18 protein-coding genes are annotated in these 21,077 nt (G+C 74.4%); 9 read left to right on the top strand and 9 right to left on the bottom strand.

Going from position 1 to position 21,077, the window contains the following annotated elements; translation table 11 throughout:
• The first annotated feature begins 13 nt into the window (after positions 1-13).
• Positions 14-481 carry a DUF3291 domain-containing protein gene (locus ACZ42X_RS05910; RefSeq protein ID WP_468284715.1) on the top strand — a complete coding sequence of 156 codons (468 nt, stop codon included), beginning with the start codon at positions 14-16 and terminating at the stop codon, positions 479-481.
• An 18-nt stretch (positions 482-499) separates the two neighbouring features.
• Here ACZ42X_RS05910 and ACZ42X_RS05905 read toward each other — a convergent pair whose 3' ends face one another.
• Together ACZ42X_RS05905 and ACZ42X_RS05900 are read right to left on the bottom strand one after the other, a co-directional pair.
• Positions 500-1,327, bottom strand: coding sequence for a hypothetical protein (locus ACZ42X_RS05905; RefSeq protein WP_468284713.1), 828 nt, complete (start codon positions 1,325-1,327; stop codon positions 500-502).
• A 103-nt stretch (positions 1,328-1,430) separates the two neighbouring features.
• On the bottom strand, positions 1,431-2,558 hold the full coding sequence (locus ACZ42X_RS05900; protein ID WP_468284711.1) for a ferritin-like domain-containing protein: 1,128 nt from the start codon (positions 2,556-2,558) through the stop codon (positions 1,431-1,433).
• A 159-nt stretch (positions 2,559-2,717) separates the two neighbouring features.
• On the opposite strand from ACZ42X_RS05900, the gene ACZ42X_RS05895 reads away from it, so the two are divergent.
• From ACZ42X_RS05895 to ACZ42X_RS05865, 7 genes are all read left to right on the top strand, one after another.
• Positions 2,718-3,653 (top strand): AurF N-oxygenase family protein, encoded by a 936-nt coding sequence (locus tag ACZ42X_RS05895; protein WP_468284709.1) that lies wholly within the window; start codon positions 2,718-2,720, stop codon positions 3,651-3,653.
• A gap of 38 nt (positions 3,654-3,691) precedes the next feature.
• Positions 3,692-4,435 (top strand): TetR/AcrR family transcriptional regulator, encoded by a 744-nt coding sequence (locus ACZ42X_RS05890; RefSeq protein ID WP_468284707.1) that lies wholly within the window; start codon positions 3,692-3,694, stop codon positions 4,433-4,435.
• Between the two features lie 10 nt (positions 4,436-4,445).
• Positions 4,446-4,733, top strand: coding sequence for a hypothetical protein (locus tag ACZ42X_RS05885; RefSeq protein WP_468284705.1), 288 nt, complete (start codon positions 4,446-4,448; stop codon positions 4,731-4,733).
• Positions 4,734-4,760: 27 nt separating this feature from the next.
• Positions 4,761-6,797: a protein kinase domain-containing protein gene (locus ACZ42X_RS05880; protein WP_468284703.1), complete on the top strand. Its 2,037-nt coding sequence runs from the start codon at positions 4,761-4,763 to the stop codon at positions 6,795-6,797.
• 73 nt (positions 6,798-6,870) lie between these two features.
• A complete protein-coding gene (locus ACZ42X_RS05875) occupies positions 6,871-9,105 on the top strand; it encodes an outer membrane protein assembly factor BamB family protein (protein ID WP_468284701.1) in 2,235 nt (744 codons plus the stop codon).
• A 2-nt stretch (positions 9,106-9,107) separates the two neighbouring features.
• Positions 9,108-11,312: a protein kinase domain-containing protein gene (locus tag ACZ42X_RS05870; protein ID WP_468284699.1), complete on the top strand. Its 2,205-nt coding sequence runs from the start codon at positions 9,108-9,110 to the stop codon at positions 11,310-11,312.
• Positions 11,313-11,388: 76 nt separating this feature from the next.
• The gene (locus ACZ42X_RS05865; protein ID WP_468284697.1) at positions 11,389-12,576 is read left to right on the top strand and encodes a C40 family peptidase; all 1,188 of its coding nucleotides are present in this window, start codon (positions 11,389-11,391) and stop codon (positions 12,574-12,576) included.
• On the opposite strand, the gene ACZ42X_RS05860 is transcribed toward ACZ42X_RS05865, so the two are convergent.
• From ACZ42X_RS05860 to ACZ42X_RS05840, 5 genes are read right to left on the bottom strand one after another with little or no spacing between them, the layout of a single operon-like run.
• Complete coding sequence (locus ACZ42X_RS05860; protein ID WP_468284695.1) at positions 12,563-13,798, bottom strand: styrene monooxygenase/indole monooxygenase family protein; 1,236 nt, start codon at positions 13,796-13,798, stop codon at positions 12,563-12,565. The genes ACZ42X_RS05865 and ACZ42X_RS05860 overlap by 14 nt on opposite strands.
• Before the next feature lie 30 nt (positions 13,799-13,828).
• Positions 13,829-14,473 (bottom strand): GTP-binding protein, encoded by a 645-nt coding sequence (locus ACZ42X_RS05855; protein WP_468284693.1) that lies wholly within the window; start codon positions 14,471-14,473, stop codon positions 13,829-13,831.
• Entirely contained in the window at positions 14,454-14,873 is a 420-nt protein-coding gene (locus ACZ42X_RS05850) for a DUF742 domain-containing protein (protein ID WP_468284691.1), read from the bottom strand. The genes ACZ42X_RS05855 and ACZ42X_RS05850 overlap by 20 nt, the downstream gene beginning before the upstream one ends.
• The gene (locus tag ACZ42X_RS05845; RefSeq protein WP_468284689.1) at positions 14,873-15,361 is read right to left on the bottom strand and encodes a roadblock/LC7 domain-containing protein; all 489 of its coding nucleotides are present in this window, start codon (positions 15,359-15,361) and stop codon (positions 14,873-14,875) included. The genes ACZ42X_RS05850 and ACZ42X_RS05845 overlap by 1 nt, the downstream gene beginning before the upstream one ends.
• Positions 15,358-18,087 (bottom strand): sensor histidine kinase, encoded by a 2,730-nt coding sequence (locus tag ACZ42X_RS05840; RefSeq protein WP_468284687.1) that lies wholly within the window; start codon positions 18,085-18,087, stop codon positions 15,358-15,360. The genes ACZ42X_RS05845 and ACZ42X_RS05840 overlap by 4 nt, the downstream gene beginning before the upstream one ends.
• Positions 18,088-18,491: 404 nt before the next feature.
• On the opposite strand from ACZ42X_RS05840, the gene ACZ42X_RS05835 reads away from it, so the two are divergent.
• Positions 18,492-19,310, top strand: a complete 819-nt coding sequence (locus tag ACZ42X_RS05835; RefSeq protein WP_468284685.1) for a hypothetical protein — start codon at positions 18,492-18,494, stop codon at positions 19,308-19,310.
• Positions 19,311-19,365: 55 nt separating this feature from the next.
• Here the strand turns inward: ACZ42X_RS05835 and ACZ42X_RS05830 are convergent, their stop codons facing one another.
• Together ACZ42X_RS05830 and ACZ42X_RS05825 are read right to left on the bottom strand one after the other, a co-directional pair.
• The gene (locus ACZ42X_RS05830) at positions 19,366-20,289 is read right to left on the bottom strand and encodes a hypothetical protein (protein ID WP_468284683.1); all 924 of its coding nucleotides are present in this window, start codon (positions 20,287-20,289) and stop codon (positions 19,366-19,368) included.
• A 47-nt stretch (positions 20,290-20,336) separates the two neighbouring features.
• A complete protein-coding gene (locus ACZ42X_RS05825; RefSeq protein ID WP_468284681.1) occupies positions 20,337-21,065 on the bottom strand; it encodes a B3/B4 domain-containing protein in 729 nt (242 codons plus the stop codon).
• Positions 21,066-21,077: the final 12 nt, after the last annotated feature.

The following is a 21,077-nucleotide window of genomic DNA, read 5'->3' as shown; positions in this document are numbered from 1 at the left end:
TTATCGTGCGCCCATGTCGACTGAACCCGCTTACGAACTCGCCCAGGTGAACATCTCCCGCCTCAAGTCTCCGCTCGACTCCCCCGAGTTGAAGGACTTCGTCGACGCGCTCGACCCGGTGAACGCGGTGGCCGACGCGGCGGACGGCTTCGTGTGGCGGCTGCAGAGCGAGGGCGGCAACGCCACGGACGTGCCGGTGTTCGGGGACGAGTGGCTGATCGTCAACCTGTCGGTGTGGCGGGACGTCGACGCCCTGACCACCTTCATGTACGCGGGGCGGCACCGAGAGCTGCTCAGCCGCCGCAACGAGTGGTTCGAGCGGATCAAGGAGGCGATGACCGCGCTGTGGTGGGTGGAGGCGGGCCACCGCCCCACGGTGGAGGAGGCCGAGAAGCGCCTGATCCACCTCCGGGAGCACGGCCCGACACCGCATGCCTTCACCCTGCGCACCACCTTCCCGCCGGGAGCGGACCTGGGCTGACGGCCCGAGTCGCCCGGCTCAGCCCAGCGGCTTGCGGAGCTCCGCGCGCACCTTCGCGGTCGTCTCGGCGAGCGCGGCCAGGTCGACGTCCTCCGGCTGCTGCTCCGCGATCTCCGGCGTGACCAGGGCGACGAAGGAGGCGGTGTTGCCGTCGCCCCAGGCGCACATCGGCAGGGTGCTCGTCGTGCCCATGTCCGTGGAGCGCGTCACCTGGCAGCTGATGGTCACGTCCGCGCCGGACGGCTTGAAGTCCTTCGGCCGCACGGCGAGGGTGGTGCCCTGCCCGGTCGCGCCGCCCTCCAGGATCTGGCGCCGCGTCAGGTCCGGGGACCTGAGCTGCCCGTAGAACCCGGAGACCACCAGCGCGCTGCCCGGCTCGCCGGTGTAGGTGGCGACGACGGACTTGGTGACCCGCACGCTGGGGTCCTTCGCGTCCTCCGCCTCGACGTCCTTGCCGTCCTTCTCGGAGGTGTCGCTGGTCAGCTTGTACGTGCCGTCCAGCACGGTGACGGGGGCCGTCAGCTTGTACTCGGCGGCCGGGAAGGAGCCACCGGCCTCGGAGACGGCCTTGACGGCCTGCGTGCCGACCCAGGCCAGCAGGCCGAGCACGGCGACGGACCCGGCGACGATCCCGATGACGAGCCCGGTCCGCTTCTTCCGGGGCGCGGGCGGCGGCGCCCCGTACGGGCCCGGCGCCTGGCCGTAGGGTCCGGGGCCGTACGCGCCGGGCTGCGGCGGATAGGGCTGCGACTGCGGCTGCGGGTGCGCCTGCGGCGGATACGGCTGGGGCGGCCCGTACGGGCCCGGACCGGGCGGCTGCTGGTGCGGCGGAGGCGGCATGCTCATGCTCGCAGGCTACGACACGGGTACGACAGCGGGCCGCGCCCTCACCCGCGCCCGCGCCCACGGCTCAGGCCGCGCCCTGTCCGGCCCTGCCCACGCCCACAGCTCAGGCCGCGCCCGCGCTCCCGTCGTCGGCCTCGCCCTGGGCGATCGCTTCGGCCACCTCGGCCACGCGCTCCGCCTCCTCCGCCGCGAAGCGCTCGCGGTCGAGCCGTTCGGCGATCTCCTCGTCCTGCGTCATCAGCAGGTCCAGGTTCGAGTCGCCGAGGTCGAAGACGCCCAGGTCGAGGTACGCCTTCTGGAGCCGCTCGCCCCACAGGCCGATGTCCTTGACGCAGGGCACGATCCGGCTGAAGAGCAGCTTGCGGAAGAGGCGCAGCGTCCCGGACTCCTCCGCGACCTGCGCCGCCTCCTTCTTCGAGACGCCGAAGTTCTCCAGCACCTCCACCCCGCGCAGCCGGTCGCGCATCAGGTAGCAGCCCTCGATGACGAACTCCTCGCGCTCACGCAGTTCGGCGTCCGACAGCTGCTTGTAGTAGTCGCGCAGCGCCATGCGCCCGAAGGCGACGTGCCGGGCCTCGTCCTGCATCACGTACGCGAGGATCTGCTTGGGCAGCGGCTTGTTCGTCGTGTCGCGGATCATGCCGAAGGCGGCGAGCGCCAGACCCTCGATGAGCACCTGCATGCCGAGGTAGGGCATGTCCCAGCGGGAGTCGCGCAGGGTGTCGTTCAGCAGGCCCTGCAGGTTGTCGTTGACGGGATAGAGCATCCCGATCTTCTCGTGCAGGAACCGGCCGTAGATCTCGGCGTGCCGCGCCTCGTCCATCGTCTGCGTGGCGGAGAAGAACTTCGCGTCCATGTCGGGGACGGACTCCACGATCCGGGCGGCGCAGATCATCGCGCCCTGCTCACCGTGGAGGAACTGGCTGAACTGCCAGGAGGCGTAGTGCCTACGCAGCTCGGACCGGTCCTTTTCGGTCATCTTGGCCCAGTGGGGCGTGTGGTAGAGGGCGAGCGCCTCGTCCGGGGTGCCGAGGGGGTCGTACGGGTCGACCTCCAGGCCCCAGTCGATGCGCAGGGCGCCGTCCCACTGCTTGTCCTTGCCCTTCTGGTAGAGGGCGAGGAGACGGTCACGACCCTCGTCGTATTCCCAGCTGAAGCGCGCGGCGCCGGAGGCCGGCACCTCCCATATGCGCTCCCCCGGGGTCCCGGTGTAGAGGTCGTGCGTCGACACGGACGGCTCCTTCCTGTGCACAAGCGGTGGTTGGCAGGCTCACACGGTGGTAGACGCCGGGTCAACAAGTTCTCGCACAGGGGATTGACGGCCTTGCTGACACGCAGTCTTATAAGGGATGACCCCCAGTAACCCCAACTGCGCGAGGTGCCGTCCACCATGACCACCGTGACCGAACGCGACATACGACTCCTTCGCGACGCGCTCGGCCCGCTCCGGGACCGTGAGCAGGTCGCCGAGCGCCTGCTCGAATCCTCCGCCAAGCACTCCTTCGACCCCGACAAGGAGCTCGACTGGGACGCCCCCCTCGAAGAGGGCAAGTGGTTCTGGCCGCCGGAGCTGGTGTCCCTCTACGACACCCCGCTGTGGCGGAGGATGTCCGAGGAACAGCGCATGGACCTGGCCCGCCACGAGGCCGCCTCGCTCGCCTCCCTCGGCATCTGGTTCGAGATCATCCTGATGCAGCTGCTGGTGCGGCACATCTACGACAAGTCCGTCACCAGCAACCATGTCCGGTACGCGCTCACCGAGATAGCGGACGAGTGCCGCCACTCGATGATGTTCGCCCGCATGATCCAGAAGGGCGGGGCGCCGACGTACCCCGTGCCCCGGCTCTACCACAACCTCGCGCGCGTCCTGAAGACCGTCTCCACCACCCCCGGTTCGTTCGCGGCGACGCTGCTCGGCGAGGAGATCCTCGACTGGATGCAGCGCCTGACCTTCCCCGACGAGCGCGTCCAGACGCTGGTGCGCGGCGTCACCCGCATCCACGTCGTCGAGGAGGCGCGCCATGTGCGGTACGCCCGCGAGGAGCTGCGCCGCCAGATGGTGACGGCGCCGCGCTGGGAGCAGGAGTTCACCCGGCTCAGCTGCGGCGAGGCGGCCCGCGTCTTCTCCGTCTGCTTCGTCAACCCGAAGGTGTACGAGAACGTCGGCCTGGACCGCCGCGAGGCCGTCGCCCAGGTCCGGGCCAGCGGCCACCGCCGGGAGGTCATGCAGTCCGGCGCCAAGCGGCTGACGGACTTCCTCGACGACATCGGCGTGCTGCGCGGCCCCGGCCGCAAGCTCTGGAAGAGCTCGGGACTCCTCGCCTGAGCCGGGGTGCAACGGGCGTACGGGGCTACGCTGCGGGCATGACGAGTGCCGCCACGCCCGCGTCCAGTGCCGCCACGCCCGCGTACCGACGCCTCAGCGTCGGGGAGCGCCGCAGCCAGCTCCTCGGCGTCGCCCTCTCGCTCTTCGCGCACCGGGCGCCCGAGGACGTCTCGCTGGACGACGTCGCCGAGGCCGCCGGGGTCTCGCGGCCGCTCGTGTACCGCTACTTCCCCGGCGGCAAGCAGGAGTTGTACGAGGCGGCCCTGCGGTCGGCCGCCGACGAGCTGGAGCTGTGCTTCGCGGAACCGGCCGTGGGCCCGCCGACTGAGCGGCTCGCGCGCGTCCTCGACCGGTACCTCGCCTTCGTCGACGAGCACGACACCGGGTTCAGCGCCCTGCTGCAGGGCGGCAGCGTCGCGGAGACGTCCCGGACCACGGCGATCGTGGACGAGGTGCGGCGCGCCGCCGCCGAGCAGATCCTGCTCCACCTCGGCGTACCGGAGCCCGGGCCCAGGCTGCGGATGATGGTGCGCACCTGGATAGCGGCGGTCGAGGCGGCGTCGCTCATCTGGCTGGACGAGGGCAAGCAGCCGCCCGCCGCCGAGCTGCGCGCCTGGCTGGTCGACCAGTTGGTGGCGCTGCTGACGGTGACGGCGGCGACGGACGAGGGGACGGCGCGCGCGGTGGCCGCGCTGCTGGCGCGCGAGACGGCGGACGGACCGGTGGGCAGGCTGGCGCGGCGCGTGGTCCCCGTGGTGGGCGGCGCCGCGCACCTGCTGTGACACTGGGGGCGTGCGAAGCGAGAACACCCCCTTCTACGGCGGCCCGCTGGACGGCCGGGTCCTGCCGGTGCTGACCGGCCTCACCGGCCATCCGCCCAAGTGGTACGTGGTCCCCGTCCCGGCCGAGGACGGCGGCCCGGCGACGGTCCACGCCTACCGCCGCGTACCGGCCGGGTACACCAGGCGGCTCGGGCTGCAGCGGGGGTGGAAGTACGAGTACGCGCCCGGGGGCCGGGAGCGGCGCGAGCTGAAGTGGCCGTGGTCCAAGCCGTCCGGACGGAGCGACGACCGGCCGTAGGTCCGGCGCTGTGACGGGGGGACACGCGTGACGGGGAATCCGATGCGGCCGCCGCTGCCCGGCGACCCCCGGCGGCTGGGCCGCTGGGAGCTGTGCGGCCGGCTCGGTGAGGGCGGCATGGGCACCGTCCACCTGGGGCGGCACGGGCGCCGGCTGGCGGCGGTCAAGACGCTGCGCGCGGACCTGGCGGGCGACGCCGACTTCACGGCCCGCTTCCGGCGGGAGGCCGAGACCGCGCGGGCGGCGCGCAGCCGCTATGTGGCGGCGGTGCTGGAGCTGGGCCTGGACGGGCCGGTGCCGTGGTTCGCGACCGAGTTCGTGGCCGGGCCGACGCTGGAGGCGTGCGTCGAGGGGCGCGGTCCGCTCCCGGAGCCGGGCGTGCGGGCGCTCGGCGGGATGCTGGCGCGGGCGCTGGTGGCCCTGCACCGGGCGGGGGTGGTGCACCGGGACCTGAAGCCGTCGAACGTCCTGCTGACGGCCGACGGCCTCCGGGTCGTGGACTTCGGCATCGCGCGGCGTCTCGGCGCCACGTCGCTGACGCGCACCGGCCAGCTGCCCGGCTCGGAGGGCTACATGTCCCCCGAGCAGGTGCTGGGCCGGGAACTCGGGCCGCCCTCCGACCTCTTCGTCCTCGGCGCCTTGCTCACCTACGCGAGCACCGGTCACCACGCCTTTGCCGCCGGGCAGCACCTCGCGGCGTACGCCATCGCCCACGAGGAGCCGCAGGCGCTGGACGGCGTGCCCGCCGCGCTGCGCGAGCCGGTACGGCGCTGTCTGCGCAAGGAGCCGGGCGAGCGGCCGACGGCGGCCGAGCTGGCCGCGGAGTGGCCCGAGCCGCCCCGGGGCGGCGGCTGGCTGCCGCAGCCGGTGCTGGACGACATCGCGGCGCTGCGGCACCGGGCGGCCGAGCTCAGCGGCGTACGCGTCACCGAGGCACCCGGCGCGGGGCCCGGGCGGCGGCGCCTCCTCGCGGCGGGCGGCGCCGCCCTGCTGGCCGGCGCGGGCGGCGGGGCCTGGTGGTGGCTCGCCCGTGGCCCCGGCGGCCCCGGCGACTCCGGCGACCCGGAAACGCCGCCCGGGGTGCCGCTCTGGAAGGGCGCGCCCGGCGAGGTGCCCGGCCCGCTGTGGTCGCTGGACACGCTGGACCCCGAGCCACCGTTCGGGCCCACGGCCGCCGGGGACGTGGTGCTGGCCGCCGCGCCCGGTGCCGTCGTCGCGCTCGACCCGCGCACCGGCGAGCGGCGCTGGACCCGGGCCGCCGCCCGGCCCCCGGTCGCCGCTCCCCGCCCGCTGCTCCTCGGCGCGGACGGGACGCTGCTCGCGCTCGGCCCCCGCACCGGCGAGGAGGTCTGGCGCGGCCCGGGCGGGCTCACGCGGCTCCTCGCGGCCGACCCGGACACCGTGTACGCGCTCGACGCCTCGCACCGGATCGTCGCCGTGCGCACCGGGGACGGCTCCCTGCTCTGGCAGACCCCGTCGCCCACGGCCGACGACGGCGCCGTGGCGCACGCCGCGCCTCGCGGGGCGCTGCTGCTGGCGGACGCCGACGGCCGCGTACACGCCCTCGACTCCCGTACGGGCGCCGCCCGTTGGACCCTCCCCACCGGTGCGCGGGCCCTGCCGCCCGCGTACGGCACGGACACGGCCGTCCTGGGCGGCCCCGCGCTGCGGGCGGTCGCGCTGCGCGACGGCGCCGAGCGGTGGCGGGTCGCACCGGCGTCGCCCGGCGGGTTCGGCGCGCCACTGGTCGTCGGGACACGGGTGTACGTGACGGACGGCGACGTCATGCGGTGCCTGGACGCGGCGAGCGGCGCCGACGTCTGGGAGCACACCTCCGACGGTGGCACCTATGCGGCGGCCACCACGCCGTTCACGGTCGCCGGCGGCGTGTACCTGCCGCTCGCGGACGTGGCGGACGGCGTGGTCGCGCTGCCGCTGGGCGGCGGGCGGGAGCAGTACCGCTTCCAGGCTGCCGGCTCCGGCACGGCATGGGCGGGGACGGCCGCCGGGGGCGCGGTGCTGTGGCAGTGCGGAGCCCGGCTCTACGCACTGCCGCCGTTCTGACGTACGCTCGCTGATCGCGGGGACGTCCGGTCAACCACCCGGACGTGCAAGGGCGTTGGGGCTGGAGGGGCACGTGGAGCCGCTGCGGGACGAGGATCCGCGTGAGATCGGGCCGTACACCCTGCTGGCCAGGGCCGCCGAGTCCGCCACCACCCGGCAGTACCTCGCCCGCGACGCCACCGGGCGCACCGCGACGCTCCAGGTGCCGCACGCCCGGCTCATAAGCTCTGCCGCCTTCCGCAAGCGGTTCCGCGCCGAGGCCGAGCTGGCCGGGCGGCTCACCGGCGGCTGGACCGTGCCCGTCCTGGACGTCGGCCCCGACCCGGACGAGCCCTGGCTGGCCACCGCGTACGTCCCCGGAGTACCGCTGGGCACCGCCGTCGGCGTACACGGCCCGCTTCCCGAGCTGACCGTGCGCTGCCTGGGCGCAGCGCTCGCCGAGACGCTCGCCGTGCTGCACACCGGCCCCGGCGGCGCCCACCGGGGGCTCGCCCCGCACACGGTGCTGCTCACGGCGGACGGCCCCAGGCTGAGCGGCTTCGGACCGCTCGCCGCCGCGTCCGCCGCCACGGTCACGGACGGCGGCCGGCCGGCCCTGACACTCGACTTCCTGACACCCGAACAGGTCGGCGGCGCCGCGCCCGGCCCGGCGTCCGACATCTTCGTGCTCGGCATGCTGCTGGTGTACGCGGCGACCGGGCGCGGCCCCTTCCCGGACGGCGGCGACCCGGCGCGCGGTGTCGCCGACGCGCCGCCCGACCTCGGGGCCGTACCGCCCCGTCTGCGCCCGCTGCTCGCGCGCTGCCTGGAGAAGGACCCGGCGCTGCGGCCCGAGGCCGAGGTGGTCGCGGCCGGGTTCGCGCCCGGCGGCGCGGCCGCGCTGCTGCGGGAGGACGACGGCTGGCTGCCGGCCGCGCTGGTGACGCGGGTCGCGGCGGAGGCGGCCGAGGTGATGGCGCTGGATGGGGGCGCGGGCACGGGGCTGCTGCCCGCGGTGCCGCCTCCCCCGCCTCCGCGCCCGGCGCACCCGCCCAAGACGGCGGCCGACCGGCCGGCGCCCCGCCCGGCGACCCGCAGGCAGCTGCTGACCGCCGGGCTCGCCGGGGCGGCGGGGCTCGCGGCCGGGGCGGCGGGCACCTGGGCCCTGAAGGGTGACGAGAAGCCCGCCGCCGCGCCGCCGAAGCCGCGCCGGAAGCGGGTCCCCGGGACTCCGCCCGCCGCCCTGTGGCACTACCGCATCGACAAGTCCGACCACGACGGCCTCTTCGCCGAGCCGGTCGTCTGGCAGGACAGGATCCTGCTCCTGCCGGTGGCGGGAGCCGTCATCGGCCTCGACCTGCGGACCGGGCGGCCGGCCTGGCAGCAGCCGCTCTTCACGCTCGGCGCGCGCCCCGTCCTCATCGACGGCGGACTCGCCGTCTTCCCCACCCAGCGGGGACTGGCCCAGCTGGTCATGGCCGACGGCACCGTCCGCTTCACGGACCCGGCGTACGCCGTCACCACATCCGCCCGCGTCCTGGAGATCGGCGAGTTCCTGGGCACGGACGGCACCCGCGTCTGGCTGACCGCCACCGTGAGCAAGGCCCGCGCCCGCAAGTACAACGGCCCCTTCCTCATCTGTTACGACGCCGTCGCCCGCCGGGAGGTGTGGCGCGCGGCGCTGCCCCCGGGCTATCCGGGCGACGACCGCGCCAAAGGGGTGACGGGCGCGGTGCAGCCGGGCCAGGTGCTCGTGCGCCGTGAGCAGCCGGGCGGGGTGGCGGGCGAGGGCGCGTCGGAGTTCGCGGCGTTCCGCCGTGACACCGGAAAGCCGGTGTGGCGCCGGCCGCTGGGCCGCGTGATGGCCTTCCACGAGGCCTGGGCCGTGCCCGACGGGCGGGTGTACGCGAACGTGGAGAGGCTGCGGGCGTACGACGCCACGACCGGCAAGGAGCTGTGGGTGGGGGACGTCCTGAACAGCGTCGGCATCGTGCTGCCGCGCGGCGACACGGTCTACACCTCCGGCACCTCGTACGTCCACGCCCTGGACGCACGGACCGGCAGACAGCGCTGGCGGTCGAAGGACATGCGCGAGGCGGACATGGAGGGCCTGTTGGCCGGCGTGACGCTCTTCGCCGACCCGGCCGGACGCACCCTGCTGACCGGGGACAGCCAGTCCGTCACGGCGCTCGCCGCCGACAACGGCGAGGTGCTGTGGAAGTTCGCGGGGGTGAGCGAGAAGTTCACGTCGGCGTGGGCGGGGGTCGCCCTGCGCGACCGGGTGGTGGTCTGGCAGGGCCTGGACGTCTACGCGCTCCCCCTGGGGTGACCGTGTCGATCACGTCCCCCCTCCGCCACGACGATCCCGAGCGCTTGGGGCCGTTCACGCTGCTGGGCCGGCTGGGCGGCGGCGGCATGGGCACGGTGTTCCTGGCGCGGTCGGCGGGCGGCCGGATCGTGGCGCTGAAGACCGTGCACGCGCGCTTCGCCCGGGAGCCGGAGTTCCGCGCCCGCTTCCGGCTGGAGGCGGCGGCCGCCCGCGTCATCGGCGCCCGGCACGGCGCGGCCGTCGTGGACGCCGACACGCAGGGCGCGCTGCCGTGGCTGGCCACCGACTACGTCCTCGGCCCGGCGCTGGCCGACGCGGTCGCGGTGCACGGCCCGCTGCCGGAGGCGGCGGTCCGGGCGCTGGGCGCAGCGCTGGGCCGCGCGCTCGACGACATCCACCGCGCGGGGCTCGTCCACCGGGACCTGAAGCCGTCGAACGTGCTGGTGACGGCGGCCGGGCCGCGCGTCATCGACTTCGGCATCGCGCGGGCGCTCGGCGCGCGGCGGCTGACCAAGACCGGGCAGGTCTTCGGCACACCGTCGTACATGTCGCCGGAGCAGGCGGCGGGGCGCGAACACGGGCCGCCCGGCGATGTGTTCGCGCTCGCCGGGGTGCTGGTGTACGCGGCGACGGGGCACGGCCCCTTCCCGGGCGAGGAGGCGGCGGACGTGCTCTACCGCATCCGGTACAGCGACCCCGACCTGCGCGGGCTGCCGGACGCGCTGCGGATGCCGCTGGAGCGGTGCCTGGCGAAGGAGCCCGGCGAGCGGCCGGGCCCGGGCGAGCTGGCGGGGCTGCTCGCCGCCCCGGCGGAGCCGTTCGCGGAGCTGCTGCCCCTGTCGTTGCTGGCGGACATCGCGCGGCGCTCGGCCGCGGTGTGGCAGGCCGCGGCACCGGTACGGCTGCCGGCGCCCGAGCCGGGGGACGGGGCCGTACCGCCGGTGCCCGGCGAGGGGCCGCCGCGCGGGCTTTCGCGCCGCCGGCTGCTGGTGGGCGGGGGCATCGCCGTCGTGGCGGCGGGCGGCGCCGCGTGGGCCGCCTACCGCTTCACGCGGCCGGGCGCGGGCGCGGGCGGCCGCTCGTCGCCGAAGCCGTCGCGGGCGCCCGGCCTCGGCCCCGAGCCGCGGTGGACGTACCGCGCCGAGGACGACGTCAAGCCGGTCGCGCTGGCCGACAGGGTGCTCGTGCTCTCCGGCGAGGAGGCGCTGTACGGCGTCGACACACGGACGGGCAAGGGGCTGTGGCAGGGCCCGGCGCGCACGGTGACCGTCCTCGGCGACCGGCTGCTGGCCCGGCGGGTGACATCGCTGGAGGCGGCCGTGCTGGTCCTGGAACCCAGGACCGGCAAGCTGTCACCGGTGAGCGGCGAGCTGCGCGAGCCGCCGCTCGACCAGCCGGTGATCGCGTCGACGGGCGACCCGGAGGTGGCGTACCTCCACGCGAGCGACTTCATGGCCGGCCTCTCCCCGGCCTACGACCTCGCCGCGTATCAGCTGCGCACCGGGCGACGGTTGTGGCTGCGCCGCTTCGCCGGTGAGAACGATCCGCGCCCGTTCCCGGCCGCGGTCTCGGGGGATGTGCTGGTCTGCGCCTTCGGGGAGCGGGAGGTCGTCGGTCTCGGCCGGGGCGACGGGACCGTGCGCTGGCGCACGACGGTCTTCACGCGGGGCCACGCGGGGATGCCGGTGCTCGACACGCTGGGTCCCGCCACGGCGGCGGCCGGCCGGGTCCACGTGGCCGGCCCCGAGATCGTCGCCCTGGAGGCGGCGACGGGGAGGATCGCGTGGCGCTGGGGCGCGGACCGCGAGGTCGCCCCCCAGCCGGCTCAGCACCTCTACGGCGCGCCGAGGGTGGCGGACGGCGTCCTGTACGTCGTCGCGATCGACGGCGCCCGGCCGGGCGTCCCGGGTGAGTGGATGTACAGCCTCATCGCCCTCGACGCCGCTGCCGGCAGGCCCCTGTGGAGCCACCAGTACGCCCTGCCGTCGGACGTGGACACGGCTCCGCTCGTCCATCGCGGCATGGTGTACGTCGGCACCGCCGACCCCCGTCAGCCGCTGCTCGCGGTGGACACAGGCACCCACCGGCCCCCATGGAGTTTCCGCCCCACGACGCCGGACGGCAGCGCGATCGGCGGACTGCTGCTCGGGGACGGGACGTTGTACGTGGCGCACGGCGCGACGGTCTCGGCGCTGCCTGTCGGGTGAACACGATGCCCCGGAACGCCCAGTAATCAGTTATTCGCACCATTGCCGCCGCAGGATGGGCGGCGGAGGTGACGACGTGTCAGGACGATTGCTGCGGAGCGTCTGTACGGCGGCGGTGGCGGCGGCGGTGCTGATCGCCGCCGGCGCCCCACCGGTCGCGGCCGAGCCCGTACCCGACGAGCCGGCGGCCACCGGGTCGACGGCCGACGAGCCGACGGCTGACGAGCCGACGGCCGCCGAACCGAGGGTGGCCGAACTGCTCGCCCGCCTGCGCACGCTGTATCAGCGGGCGGAGGAGGCGACCGAGGCGTACAACGCCACCGAGGAGGCGCTCGCGGCGCACACCGCCGAGACCGGGCGGCTGACCGGTGACCTGGACAAGGCCCGCGAGGAGCTGGCGCGCGGCCGGGCGGACGCGGGACGGCTGGCGCGGGCGCAGTACCAGGGGCGTACGGACTTCTCCGCCTCCCTGCGGCTGCTGCTCGCCCGCGACCCGGACCACGCGCTCGACCAGGCCCACGTGATGCGGCGGGCCGCGCGCGAGCAGGCCGCGACGGTCGCGCGCCTGGAGCGCGGCGAGCGGCGGGCCGACGCGCTGGCGGCGGCGTCGCGCCGCGCGCTGGACCGGGAACGGGCCCTCGCGGAGCGGCAGCGCGAGGCCCGCGACGAGGCCGTGGCGCGGCTGAGGGAGGTCGAGGAGCTGCTCGCCTCCCTCACCGACGAGCAACTGGCGGAGGTGACGGCCCTGGAGGACGCCCAGACCGCCGACGCCCAGGAGGAGCTGCTCGCGGCGGGCGCGCCGGACGCCGCCCTGACCCCGTCGGAGGAGGGCGACGAAGCGCTGGAGTTCGCGGCCGGACAGATCGGCAAGCCGTACGAGTGGGGCGCGGAGGGCCCGGACTCCTTCGACTGCTCGGGCCTCACCTCACGCGCCTGGGCGACGGCGGGCCGCCCGATCCCGCGCACCAGCCAGGAGCAGTGGCGCACCCTCCCGAAGGTCCCGCTGCGCGCGCTGCGCCCCGGCGACCTGGTGATCTACTTCCCGAAGGCCACGCACGTGGCGATCTACCTCGGCGACGGCAAGGTGATCCAGGCCCCGCGCCCCGGCGCCCGCGTCAAGGTCTCCCCGCTCGCCGCGAACCCCCTGCTGGGCGCGGTCCGCCCGGACCCGGACGCCCGCCCCCTGCGCGCGTACACCCCGCCGAGCCTGCCGACGGACGCGTCGACGGGCTCGGACGAGGGTTACGACGCTACGACCCGCTGACCGAGGCGAGGTAGGCGGCGGTCTTCTCCGGCTCGTAGAAGAAGTTCTCGAAGTCGGCCGGGTCGTTGAAGCCGTTGGCGAAGCGGTCCGCCACCGGCGGGAGCTGCCCGGCCGCGCCGATCAGGTTCAGCACGTGCTCCGGCGGGACGCCCAGCATGGCGTTGGTCCACTTGGTGACGTGCTGCGCCGTCTCCCAGTAGCGGTCGAACGTCTGCTGCATCCAGGCCTCGTCGAACGGCCGGTCGCCGTGCGACACGATCGAGTCGAGGTACGACGCCGCGCACTTGGACGCCGAGTTGGAGCCCTGGCCGGTGATCGGGTCGTTGGCGACGACGACGTCCGCGACGCCGAGCACCAGGCCGCCGCCGGGCAGCCGGCCGATCGGCTTGCGGACGGTCGGGGCGTAGCGGCCGGAGAGCGTGCCGCCGGCGTCGGTCAGTTCGACCTTCGTCGCCCGCGCGTACTCCCACGGCAGGAACTTCTCCATCAGCTCCAGCGTGAGCGCAAGGTGCTCGCCGGGGTCCTTGACGCCCTGGAAGACGTCCAGCGGCCCGCCCGGGAGGCCCTCCCAGAAGAGGATGTCGGCCCGGCCGGACGTGGTGAGGGTCGGCATGATGAACATCTCGCCGACGCCCGGCACCAGGTTGCACCGCACGGCCTCGAACTCCGGGTGCTCCGGGCGCGGGCCGAGCCCGTGGACGTACGCGACCGCCAGGGCGCGCTGCGGCTCGGCGTACGGGGAGCGGGCGGCATCGCGCTCGAACATCGACACGAGCTCGCCCTTGCCGGCCGAGACCAGCACCAGGTCGTACGTGCGCGAGAAGTAGTCGAGGTCGGAGACGGCCGCGCCGTGGATCACCAGCTGGCCGCCGCGCTGGGCGAAGGTCTCCATCCAGCCGGCCATCTTCACGCGCTGGTCGACGGACTGCGCGTACCCGTCGAGCTTCCCGACCCAGTCGATCACCCTCTGGGACTCCGGCCCCGCGACGGAGACGCCGAGGCCCTCGATCTTCGGGGCCTGCGTCTCCCAGAAGTTGATGCCGAGGTCCCGCTCGTGCTGGAGCGCCGTGTGGAACATGCACTGCGTCGACATGACCCGGCCGGCCCGGATCTCGTCCGCCGTGCGGTTGGACATCAGGGTGACCTCGTACCCCTGCGACTGGAGTCCGAGGGCCAGCTGGAGACCGGACTGACCGGCTCCGACGATGAGTATCTTCCGCATCGGGAGGGGTTCCTTACTCGTTGCTCGGGGTTACTCGGGGGTGGTTTCGAGCGCGCGGGCGACCAGCGTCAGCAGCGACTCGACGACCGTGTTCCGCTTCCGGGCGTCCATGATCACGATCGGTACGTCGGGCGGCACGGTCAGCGCCTCCCGGACGTCCTCCGCCTCGAACAGCTCCGTCCCCTCGAAGTGGTTCACGGCCACGACGTACGGCAGCCCGCAGCTCTCGAAGTAGTCGAGCGCCGGGAAGCAGTCCTTCAGCCGCCGTGTGTCGGCCATCACGATCGCACCGATCGCCCCGCGCACCAGGTCGTCCCACATGAACCAGAACCGCTGCTGGCCCGGCGTACCGAAGACGTACAGCACGAGGTCGTCGTCGAGCGTGATGCGGCCGAAGTCCATGGCGACGGTCGTCGTGGTCTTGCCGGGCGTGGCGGCGAGGTCGTCCGTCTCCGCGCTGGCCTGGGTCATCAGCGCTTCGGTCTGGAGCGGGGTGATCTCGGAGACCGACCCGACGAAGGTCGTCTTGCCGACGCCGAATCCGCCCGCCACGACGACCTTGGTGGCGATGGGAGCGCGGGTCCGGTCGAGCTCCCAGGCCTGGAGCCCCTCGTCGCGGAGCGTGTCGTCGCGGAGCCTGTCGTCGCGGACGACGTCAGAGACGGCGGAGTCCACCCAGCACCCTTTCGAGCAGTGCGCGGTCGGGCCGGCCGGTGCCGTGCTTGGTCCCGTACACACGTATCTTTCCCTGGTCGGCCAGGTCGCTGAGCAGCACCCGGACGACACCCAACGGCATCTTCAGCAGCGCGGAGATCTCCGCGACCGTACGCATCCGGCGGCAGAGCTCGACGATGGCCCGCATCTCCGGCATCACCCGGAGCCCCGGGCCGCCGCCGTTCGCCAGCTCCCTGCGCTCTTCCGAGGCTTCGAGCGCGGCGACGAACGTCTCCACGAGCAGCACGTGACCGAAGCGGGTGCGGCCGCCGGTCAGCGAGTACGGGCGGACGCGGGCGGGGCGCCGGCCCTCGCCGCGTATCGGCAGTTTGCCGGCGGCGGACGCGGCAGCGGCGGACATCACTGGGCGGCCTCCATCGACTTGCGCAGTTCACTGCGGAGTTCGGGGGTGAGGACGTGTCCGGCACGGCCGACGAAGAGCGCCATGTGGTACGCGATGACGCTCATGTCGCAGTCGGGCGTGGCGTGCACGCCGAGCAGCGAGCCGTCGCTGATGGACATCACGAACACGCTGCCCTCCTCCATGGCGACCATGGTCTGCTTCACCCCGCCGCCGTCCATGAGCTTCGCGGCGCCGATGGTGAGGCTGCCGAGGCCGGAGACGATGGTGGCGAGGTCCGCGCTGGAGCCCCGCGGGCCGTCGGAACGGCGCGGGGAGGGGGCGGCGGGGGTGGTGCCCTCGGGGTCGGACGAGAGCAGGAGCAGCCCGTCGGACGAGACCACGGCTACGGAACGGACTCCTGGCACCTCCTCGACGAGGTTCCCCAGCAGCCAGTGCAGATTACGGGCTTCGCTGCTCAGCCCGGGTGTGCCGGTCGTCGCAGTCAACTGCGTGCCTCCTCGACTGTGTCCCCCGTCCGTTCGGTCTGGTCGTTGTCTCCTGTACGTACTGCCGCCTCGGCGATCTCGGCCTCGGCGTCGCGGCGCCCTTCCAGGGCGCCGCGGTGGAACCCGCCGAGCCGGCGGCGGAGCGCCTCGGCGTCGACGCCGCCCTTGCGCTCGGTACGCGGCTCGGACGTCGTCACGATCTTGGGTGTGCGCTTGGGCAGGCCCTTGTCGGTGAGGCGCTGGGGCTGGGACTCGTCGTCCGCATCGTCGTCCGTCTCGTCGTCCGCATCGGCGGATGCCTCGTCGGACTCCTCGTCTGATGCCTCGTCGTCCGGCGGGCGCGGGGCGCGCACCTGGAGGGTGGCCTCGGCGACCGTGAGGTACTGGTCCGCCGCGTCCGTCTCCTCCGGCTCCCGCGGCTCCTCGGCTTCCTGCGTCTCCTCCGCCTCCTCGGCCTCCTCCGCCTCGCGGATGGCCGACTCCGCCGCCTCCACCAGCGGATCGGCCTCCGGAGCCGTGTCCGGAGCCGCAGCCGGCACGTCGCGGACGGCGGCCCGGCCGCCCGGCAGCGCGTTGGAGTTGGCCTCGGCGACGGAACCGGGCAGGTTCACCGTGGCCGCGGGCCCCGCGACGGGCTGCGGTGCCGTGGGCAGCAGCGCCTTCGGCAGCACGACGACCGCCGTGACACCGCCCTGCTTCTGCTCACGCAGCTGTACGCGGACGCCGTGCCGCGCCGCCAGCAGCGCGGCCACCCGCAGCCCGAGCCCCTCGCCCTCCTCGGCCTCCGGGTCGTGGCCGTCGGCCGGGTCGGGGTCGGCGAGGCGGGCGTTGAGCTCGGCGAGCCGGCCCTCGGTCATCCCTATGCCCTCGTCCTGGACGGAGAGCATGACCTCGCCGCTCTCCAGCAGCCAGCCGGAGAGCTGGACCTTGGCGTCCGGCGGCGAGAAGGAGGTGGCGTTCTCCAGCAGTTCGGCGAGCAGGTGGCTCAGGTCGTCGGCGGCGAATCCGGCGACGTACGCGTGCGGCGGCAGCGACTGGATCGTGACGCGCTCGTACCGCTCGATCTCGCTGACGGCGGCGCGCAGCACGTCCACCAGCGGCACCGGGCCCTGGTGCGCGTGGTTGTGCTCGTGCCCGGCGAGGACCAGCAGGTTCTCGCTGTGGCGCCGCATGACCGTGGCGAGGTGGTCGAGCTTGAAGAGGGTGGCGAGCCGCTCCGGGTCCTGCTCGCGGTCCTCCAGGCCCTCGATGACGGCGAGCTGCCGCTCGACGAGGCCGAGCGTGCGCAGCGAGAGGTTCACGAAGGTGTGGTGGACGCTGTGCCGCAGCCGCTCCAGCTCCGCGGTGACCTCGGCGGTCCGCTCGCGCAGCTCGGCGCGCTGCCCGGCCAGTTCGGCGGCGAGCGCCTCGCGGGCGGCGACCGCGTCCGCGCGCTCGGCGTCCAGCGCCTCGGCGCGCGAGCCGAGGTCGAGGAGCTTGCCGTGCAGCGTGTTGAGGGACCGTACGACCTGGGCGAACTCGTCGTTGCGGCCGGTGAAGCGGACCGGCTCCTCCACCTCGGGCGCGGCGGCGACACGCGCGGCGCCGATGCGCAGCACGGCGAGCGGCCGGGTGAGCGTGCGGGCGACGGCGGTGGAGACGCCGATCGCGATCAGCAGGCAGCCGCCGAGGAGCGCGATGCGCAGCTCCAGCGCGGTGACGTCGTCGTCGCGCAGCCGTTCCATGCGGGCGACCTCGCCGGTGGCGAGGGCGGACTCGACACCGCGCATCTGCTCGATGCGGGCGGTGAGCGCGGCGGCGGCCTTCTCCTCGTCGGTCTTCCGGTCGGCGCCCGACAGCTTGGGCTGGTCGGTGAGGCGGTCGAGGTAGCCCTCGGCGCTCTTGACCTCGGGGCCGGTGACGGTGCCGGCGAGCCGGTCACGGGCGGCGGGCGAGGCGTCCCGGCCAAAGTCGGCGAGGGCCGCCTGTTCGCGGACGCGGGCCTGCTGGGCGGCGGCGCTGAGCGCGTCCCGCGTGCGGTCGGCTTCGGCGGCGGCGGGGTCTTCCCGCTCGACGAAACGCCCGGTGGCGGGGTCGTAGACGGTCGTGCCGCCGTTCTTCTCACCGGGGACGGCGAGGGCGGCGAGGAGCAGGCCGCGGGTGGCGGAGGCCTGTTCGGTGGCGTGGCCGAGCTGGGCGGCGGCGCGGGTCCCGGCGTCGGCGGCGCGGGCGGGGGTCTGGTCGGCGAGCTCGGCGGCGAGCGCCTGGAGGCGGACGATGACCTCCGTGTAGGCGCGGTAGGCCTCCATGGCGGTGCCCTTGCCGGTGAGCGCGGCGCTCCGCAGGGCGGGCACGGCGTCGAGCTGCCGGCGCAGGTCGGCGGGCGCGTCGGAGCCGTCGGCGGTGAGCTCGTCGATCTGCCGGTCGACGCGGGCGGTGTGCTCGGCGCCGACGGCCTTGCCCGGGTCCTTCTCCGCCCGCCCGCCCGCGAGGTACGCGGTGACCTCGTCGCGCTCGTCGGCGAGCGAGTGGGCGAGGGTGACGGCCTGCCGGTTGAGCTGGGCGAGCGTCACCAGCCGCTGGGAGTCGTTGAGGTCCGCCGAGGCGGTGAGGACGGCAGGGGTGCCCGCCCCGATGACGGTGATGCCGACGAGCGCCACGCCGGCCACGAGCCGGCTGCGGACCCGCACGCGGCGGCCGCCCGGTGCCTGCTGAGGGTCGCCGGGAGTGTCACTGCGCTTCTGCACCGGTGCTCACATTCTTGAACTCGTCCACCCATGAAGCAGAGGTGACGGCCGCTCACCCGCGTCGATGGCCCACCCCTGGTACCTCACGTACCCCTGGTACGGCTTCCGACCATTCCAGCGCTTTTGGGTAGGCAGCACGCATCGGCCACTCCGCCACCCGAACGAGTGAACAACACTCCGGAGTTGGCGAACAACTCGCCCGGAGGCCCGGAATCCGGCCGTGTGCGCACCGGGCTGGATCTTCGGCGCGGGCTTTGGCAGGATGCGCGCCCGCACCTTCCCGGAGTCCGGCATTCCACGCGTACCGCATCCGCTCAAGCAGCGCGGGCCCACTGGTCCAGGCCACTTCGCAGCCCTTGTGGGCCCTGTGAAGGAGTCGTGTGCGGTCCGGCAGACTGGGCGCCATGCACACCGAGATCTCCTCCGTCCCGGGCGACCGGGAACGCCCCAACGAGGACTGGGCTTCCGTGGCCGTACCGGCGTCCGGGCGGGGTGGCGTGGCGGTCGTACTGGACGGGGTGACGCCACCGCCGAGCGCGGTCGGTTGTGTGCATCCGGTCCCGTGGTTCACGGCCCGCCTCGGTGGCACGCTGACCGAACTGTCCGCTTCGCGGCCGGACATGGCGCTGACCACTGTCCTGTCGGAGGCAATCCGGCGCACCGCGGACGCCCACCGCGACACGTGTGACCTTTCTCACGTCCGTACGCCTCAGGCGACGGTGGTCGTGGCGCGTTGGGACGCGGAGGCCGTCGACTATCTGGTGCTCTCCGACTCCGTACTGTTGCTGGAGGGCTGGGACGGGTCGGTGCGGGCGGTGGTGGACGACCGGCTGGACCGGCTGCCGCCCGGTTCGCTCGCCTCGAACGCGATCGCCGACGCGACCGTGCGCAACCGGGAGGGCGGCTTCTTCACCGCGGCCGCCGACCCTTCCGTGGCGGCCCGGGCGGTGACGGGCCGTACGCCCCTGGGCGGGGTGCGGGCGCTCGCGGCCCTGACGGACGGGGCCACCCGCTGGACGGAGGTGTTCGGCGCGGGCGACTGGGAGGCCTGCTTCGCGGTGCTCCGCAAGGAGGGCCCGCGTGGCCTGATCGCCCGCGTACGGGAGCTGGAGCGTACGTATCCGCCGCGGCGCGGGAAGCGGCACGACGACGCGACGGCGGTGTTCGTGGAGCTCGGATCCGAGGAGCTCGGATCCGTGGGGCTCGGATCCGTGGAGCCGTGAGGCATGGCCGCCCCTGGGACGGCAAGGGCGGCGGCACCTCACTCACGCGTAGGGGTCACGGGCGGCAGAACTCCGCGGCGGCGACGTACCCGCCCTCGTTCTCGTCGTCCGTGGCGACGACCCCCTTGCGGGAGTGCGGCAGGCACGCGAGGGCCTCGATCTTGTGGCCCGGGAAGGTGGCGAGCCGGCGCGGGGAGCGGTGGACGGCCAGGTGGACCCGGTCGTCGCCGCCCGGGGACGCGGTCACGCGGCCCGCGTCGAAGAGGGCGGAGTCGAACGGGCCGTCGTCGCCCGGGTCGGACGCGGACGAGACGGTGATGCGGCCGGTGGCGGACACCTCGACGTCGGATATGTGCCGCACGTCGTGCGCCGGGTACGGGACGCGGAACGCGACGGAGGCCGGCGTGCCGAAGGCGTTCCCGGCCGGGTTCCACTCTGCCGCGAAGAGGGTGGCGGGACGCTCGTCCTGCCCCCGGTCGGCCCAGACGGCGATGATCGTGCCGTTCCGGGCGGCGGTGAGGGCGAAGCCCTCGTAGTTGTCGTCCGGGGAGACGCCGGGCAGGGGGAACGCCGCCAGCACCCGGGCGGTGTCGCCCTCCCAGTGGATGCGGTACGCCGTGCCGTCGCTGGCGAGCGCGACGTACTCGTGCGGCCGGCCCGGGACGCCGTCGATGGCCTCCAGGTCCACGGCGGGCTCGCCGACCCAGGCCACCGGACGCTGCCGGGGCTGGGCGCCCGGGCGGTAGCTCAGGGCGACGAGCCGGTTCTCGCCGGGCTCCTTGTTGTCGCGCACCGCGAGCAGTTCCGCCGTGCCGTCGCGGCGGGTGGAGTCGACGGCGATGCCGCTGATGCCGCTGGTGATGTCGTGGCCCACGCGCTGCCAGCCAGCGGCGTGGGGGGTGGCGTGGGTGGTGGCGTGAGCGGTGGGGGTGAGGAGCGCGGCGCCCGCGAGGGCCGCGCTCAGCGCTTTCTTGATCATCGGTCGATGATGGACGGGAGGCAGCGATTCCGACCACCGGCGACCGGTTATGGAGTTTGCAAAAACTCAGCGGGGCGCGGAAGTTCGAAGCGCGGGTCCGTCCGGGTCGGGAGCCCCGTCCTCGGGGTCGCGTTCCACAGCGCAACCAACTCGCCGGCGAGCGTCTCGGCGAGGCGCCGTACGTCCTCGGTGCCCGTCTCGTGCATCGCCTCGGCGACGATGAGGACGCGGCTCGTCTCCTCCCGCACGGCGGACGCGCCGCTCTGCCGGTTGGTCCAGCGCCGGGCGTGCACCTGTCCCTCCCGGTCCGCGAAGACCACTTCGCCGGGCGCCGGGTTCTCCTTCTCGCCGCCGAACGTCACGTACGTCTCGTCGCCGTGCGCGTACCGCACCTGAAGCGGCAGCGCGAGCGCGGAGACGTCGAAGACGCCGACGGGGATGGCGTACGCGACGGACACGGCGTTGCAGAGGTCGATGAGGGGGTGGATCCGGGGCAGGGAGCCGTCCTTGCGCAGCCGCCGCAGCAGCGACTCGGAGGCACAGCGGTACTGCGTCGGCCTAAGCCCCATCCGGGAGAAGGCGCGTCGCCAGGCCTGGATCTCCGGCAGCCGCCCCTCGCCGCCGGAGGCGGCCGCGAGCCGGTCCGCCGCCCGCGCGGTGTACGCGGCCACCCGGTCCTCCACGGTGACATCGGGCGTGATGCCCTCGGCGTGGATCACGGCAGGTGCGAGCTCGGGGAAGTCCCGCCAGAGCGCGCTCGCGTGCTGGACGTACATGAAGGGCTCCGT

It is taken from the genome of Streptomyces sp. NPDC030862 (assembly GCF_055571835.1).
Note: the sequence above shows the minus strand (reverse complement) of the source record. Positions and strands in the feature narration are given on the sequence as shown.

What these genes read in the sequence shown, in the direction of transcription:
- ACZ42X_RS05905 (WP_468284713.1), bottom strand. Translation starts at nt 1,327, where the DNA reads ATGAGCATGCCGCCTCCGCCGCACCAGCAGCCGCCCGGTCCGGGCCCG.
- ACZ42X_RS05860 (WP_468284695.1), bottom strand. Translation starts at nt 13,798, where the DNA reads ATGCGGAAGATACTCATCGTCGGAGCCGGTCAGTCCGGTCTCCAGCTG.
- ACZ42X_RS05835 (WP_468284685.1), top strand. Translation starts at nt 18,492, where the DNA reads ATGCACACCGAGATCTCCTCCGTCCCGGGCGACCGGGAACGCCCCAAC.
- ACZ42X_RS05910 (WP_468284715.1), top strand. Translation starts at nt 14, where the DNA reads ATGTCGACTGAACCCGCTTACGAACTCGCCCAGGTGAACATCTCCCGC.
- ACZ42X_RS05895 (WP_468284709.1), top strand. Translation starts at nt 2,718, where the DNA reads ATGACCACCGTGACCGAACGCGACATACGACTCCTTCGCGACGCGCTC.
- ACZ42X_RS05830 (WP_468284683.1), bottom strand. Translation starts at nt 20,289, where the DNA reads ATGATCAAGAAAGCGCTGAGCGCGGCCCTCGCGGGCGCCGCGCTCCTC.
- ACZ42X_RS05850 (WP_468284691.1), bottom strand. Translation starts at nt 14,873, where the DNA reads ATGTCCGCCGCTGCCGCGTCCGCCGCCGGCAAACTGCCGATACGCGGC.
- ACZ42X_RS05825 (WP_468284681.1), bottom strand. Translation starts at nt 21,065, where the DNA reads ATGTACGTCCAGCACGCGAGCGCGCTCTGGCGGGACTTCCCCGAGCTC.
- ACZ42X_RS05890 (WP_468284707.1), top strand. Translation starts at nt 3,692, where the DNA reads ATGACGAGTGCCGCCACGCCCGCGTCCAGTGCCGCCACGCCCGCGTAC.